Genomic DNA, 2968 nt, shown 5'->3' with positions numbered 1-2968 from the left:
GGTCGGCAGGCCGAGCGCCACCGAGACCACCGTGCCGGCGGCGGCCATCCCGAGCGTCTGGCCGAGGATGCGCCACGTGCGCTCGCGGGCGAGGGTCTCCCTGAAGGCGGTGAGGTCCACGGCGCCGGTGAACGCGTCGGCGTCGCCGCCGATCCCGCGCCAGAGCATGGCCGCCACGGGCCACGCGAAGAAGACGAGCAGGAAGGCGCCCGGCAGGACGGCGGCCACCAGCCACCAAGGGCCGAGCCCGTCCCCCCGGCCGCGGGCCCGCCGGCGCGGCAGGTCCGTGCCGGGGGCCGCGACCTCGGTGAGCGCGGACATCAGCGCCGGGAGGCCTCGGCCAGGGCGGTCCACTCCTTCAGCAGGTCCTCGCGGCGCTCGTCGATGCGGGCGGGGTCCGGGGTGATGGCGTCCTCGACGAGCGGCGCGTTCTGCGCCCACTCCTCGGGCAGCTGCACCGACTCGTCGATCGGGTACATGTACATCGACTCGGGCAGGGCGGACTGGACCTCCTCGGTGAGCAGGAAGTCCACGAACGCCTGTGCGCCCTCGGGGTTCTTCGCGCCCTCGAGCACGCCGGCGTACTCGACCTGCGGGGTGCAGGAGTCCTCGATCACCTCGGTCTCGGGGGCGAACGCGGGGGAGGAGGAGTAGGAGAGCACCACCGGGAACTGGCCCTTGCCCTCGCCGCCGGAGAAGTCCGAGTTGTAGGCGTCGGACCAGCTGTCGGCGACCTTGCCGCCGTTCTCCATCAGGCCCTGCCACCAGTCCTGCCAGCCGTCGTCGCCGTACTTCTCCGTGGTGGCCGCGAGCAGCGCCAGGCCGGGGGAGGAGGCCACGGGGGAGGTGGCGACCGTCAGCTTCGCGTACTCGGGGTCGTCGAGCTGGTCGATCGAGGTGGGGGCCTCGACGTCGTGGGCCTCGAACCATGCCGGATCCGTGTTGAAGCACACCTGGCCCTGGTCCACCGGGGTCATGCGGTCCTCCACCATCCGGTCCTGTGCGGAGGCGGGCAGGTCCTGCGGGGTGTATTCGGCGACGACGCCCTCGCGGACGAGGCGGTGCGCCGAGTGGTCCTCCACGCCGTAGACGCCGTCCACGGTGGGCTCGTCCTTGGCCAGCAGGAGCTGGTTCACCACGCTGCCGGCGTCGCCGGGGGCCGTCGTCTTCAGGGTGTAGCCGGACTCCTGCTCGAACTTCTGGACGAGCTCCTGGGGCAGGTTGAACGAGTCGTGCGTCATGATCGTCACCGTCGTCGGCTCGCCGCCGGCGCCGGCGGCGGACGACGACGCCCCGTCGCCGGACGAGCCGGACACCGAACAGCCGGTGAGGGCGAGGGCGGCCACTGAGAGGGCGGCGAGGGCGCGGTGCGGGGTGCGGGACATGGCGGTTCTCCTCTGGGACGGCAGAGGGGCCGGGACGAGGCCGCCACCGGAATCCCGGGACGACGTCGACCGGGAGACTCGACTTCCTTCGCCGGTGCGGACCGGAGCAGGTTCGAGGGTCTGCGGCGGACCGCACTCTCAGCGCCGCGCGGGCGCTCCCCTGTCGATGTGGACTGGTCCCGACCCTACCCCGTCCGGCCCGCGCATAGACTGCCCGCGTGAGCGCCGCACAGCCCGCGGGGGTGACCCCGCCGCCCGCCTCGTCCAGCCCCGCCTCCGACTGGGACATCCGCCGCCCCCACCGCATGTGGCCGCGCATGCTGGTGATCGTCCTGACGCTCGCGGGCCTGGTGCTGGTGGTGCAGTTCTTCCAGGGGATCGCCTCCATCGCGGCGCCCGTCTTCCTGGGGCTGAACCTCGTGATCGTGGCCTACCCCCTGCAGGCCTGGCTCATCCGCCGGGGCCTGCACCCCGTGCTCGGGGCCGCCACCACCGTCCTGCTGGTCGTCGCGGTGATGGCCGTGTTCGGGGGCATGATGGTGTGGTCCGGCCTCGAGCTGGTGGCGGAGCTGCCGAAGTACGCGGACCGCTTCCAGCAGATCGTCCTGGACGTCTCGCACTGGCTCAACGAGCGCGGCGTGACCCCGGACATGGTGTCCCAGCAGCTGGCCTCGATCGACATGAGCACCGTGACCGGGACGGCCGTCAGCGCCATCACGAAGATCGCCACGAACGTCTACGCGGTCTTCGGCCTGCTCGTCACCGTGATCATGGGCATGTTCTTCCTGGCGATGGACTCGATGGATGTCGAACGCCGCGTCCGCCTGCTCAGCACCGCCCGCCACGAGTTCGGCCACGCCCTGGTCGAGTTCGCCCAGGGCGTGCGCCGCTACTGGGTGGTCACCACGGTGTTCGGCCTGATCGTGGCGGTGCTGGACGTGATCGCCCTCATGCTGATCGGCGTGCCGCTCGCGCTCGTGTGGGGCGTGCTCAGCTTCCTCACCAACTACATCCCGAACATCGGCTTCATCATCGGCCTGCTGCCGCCGGCCGTCCTGGGCCTGGCGGCGGGCGGCTGGTCCGACTTCCTGTGGGTGGTGGTCAGCTACTCGGTGCTGAACTTCGTGCTGCAGTCCGTGATCCAGCCCAAGGTGGCCGGCGACGCGATCGGCGTGATCCCCACCGTCAGCTTCCTCTCCCTGCTCTTCTGGGCCTGGGTCCTCGGCCCGCTCGGCGCGATCCTCGCGCTGCCCTGCACGCTGCTGGCCAAGGCCGTGCTGATCGACGCCGACCCGAACGCCCGCTGGATCAACGCGCTCATCGCCTCGGACCTGAAGGGGATGGAGCGCCGTCAGTCCTCGCTCCTGGAACGGCTGCGCCCGGCGGCCTGGCGATCCGACGCGCACGGGGGAGATGAGGACCGCGCCTCGGCGGACGGCGGGGACGACGACGGTCCCGCGACGGACGAGGTCACGGGCGAGGCTGGAGCAGCACCAGGTCGTTGAGCGCGCCGGCCAGCCGCAGCAGCGGCGGGGCGGGGAACGACAGCTGGGGCAGCCCCGGGTGCAGTGCCGCGCACGCGG

At 71.9% G+C, this 2968-nt stretch carries 2 protein-coding genes, 1 pseudogene and 1 riboswitch; of the genes and pseudogenes, 1 reads left to right on the top strand and 2 read right to left on the bottom strand.

The window, feature by feature from the left end; translation table 11 throughout:
* A pseudogene (locus D8M29_RS10480) lies at positions 1–321 on the bottom strand (iron ABC transporter permease); the annotation flags it as partial.
* Entirely contained in the window at positions 321–1385 is a 1065-nt protein-coding gene (locus D8M29_RS10475) for a thiamine ABC transporter substrate binding subunit (protein WP_095694961.1), read from the bottom strand. The gene D8M29_RS10475 and the pseudogene D8M29_RS10480, both read right to left, overlap by 1 nt.
* Positions 1386–1451: 66 nt before the next feature.
* Positions 1452–1557, bottom strand: a riboswitch (TPP riboswitch).
* 46 nt (positions 1558–1603) lie between these two features.
* Between D8M29_RS10475 and D8M29_RS10470 the strand changes: the two genes are divergently transcribed.
* Positions 1604–2890: an AI-2E family transporter gene (locus D8M29_RS10470; protein ID WP_127435511.1), complete on the top strand. Its 1287-nt coding sequence runs from the start codon at positions 1604–1606 to the stop codon at positions 2888–2890.
* Positions 2891–2968: the final 78 nt, after the last annotated feature.

It is taken from the genome of Micrococcus sp. HSID17227 (assembly GCF_003989405.1).
Classification (GTDB): domain Bacteria; phylum Actinomycetota; class Actinomycetes; order Actinomycetales; family Micrococcaceae; genus Micrococcus; species Micrococcus luteus.
The sequence above is the reverse complement of the archived record's forward strand: the minus strand, read 5'-3'. Positions and strand labels throughout refer to the sequence as shown.

Bases quoted from the DNA above. Each gene is read 5' to 3' on its own strand.
- D8M29_RS10475 (WP_095694961.1), bottom strand. From the start codon at position 1,385: ATGTCCCGCACCCCGCACCGCGCCCTCGCCGCCCTCTCAGTGGCCGCC.